Source organism: Ralstonia sp. VS2407 (assembly GCF_052950655.1).
This window is the reverse complement of the sequence record NZ_JBRFVG010000331.1, coordinates 1-445: the sequence shown is the minus strand read 5'-3', so window position 1 is coordinate 445 and position 445 is coordinate 1. Positions and strand designations below refer to the sequence as shown.

Below are 445 nucleotides of genomic sequence, written 5' to 3'. Positions count from 1 at the left end.
CTGCAGGCAAGAACCCCAGCGAGATTGGTCGGGCTCTCGGCCGGCCGCCCAACTCGATCCGCGCCCGGCTGTCCATTCTCGCTCGCCGCGAAGCCCGGTCGGAGGCCGCCTGACATGCCCCACCCCAAGGAGCATCCGCTCGCCGGCCGCCGCGTCGTCCCTGACGCGATGACGGGCGAAGAGATCAAGATCGTCGAGTGGATCGACCGTCTGCCGGGCGGCTCTGCCCTCCTGCATCCGAGCCATCCGGAGGCGCGGGGCTTCCTGGACCGCCTCGCGGCCCTCGACCTGCACGCATCAGGCGCGGTCCTCGCCCGCACCACCGCCGGCCTGACGCTCGTCCACCACGCCGAGCTGCCGTCCTACGATCCTGAGCCTGTGGGGGTAATCTCGTGAGCGACCGCGCCTTCCTGGGCGTCTTCGCCCACCTCGATCCCCGCGCGCC

1 protein-coding gene is annotated in these 445 nt (G+C 71.7%); it reads left to right on the top strand.

Annotated elements, in window-relative coordinates:
• Window positions 1-114 precede the first annotated feature (114 nt).
• Window positions 115-396, top strand: coding sequence for a hypothetical protein (locus ACU8YE_RS25310; RefSeq protein ID WP_446930330.1), 282 nt, complete (start codon window positions 115-117; stop codon window positions 394-396).
• Window positions 397-445: the final 49 nt, after the last annotated feature.

Coding starts and splice junctions, on each gene's coding strand:
- ACU8YE_RS25310 (WP_446930330.1), top strand. CDS start 115: ATGCCCCACCCCAAGGAGCATCCGCTCGCCGGCCGCCGCGTCGTCCCT.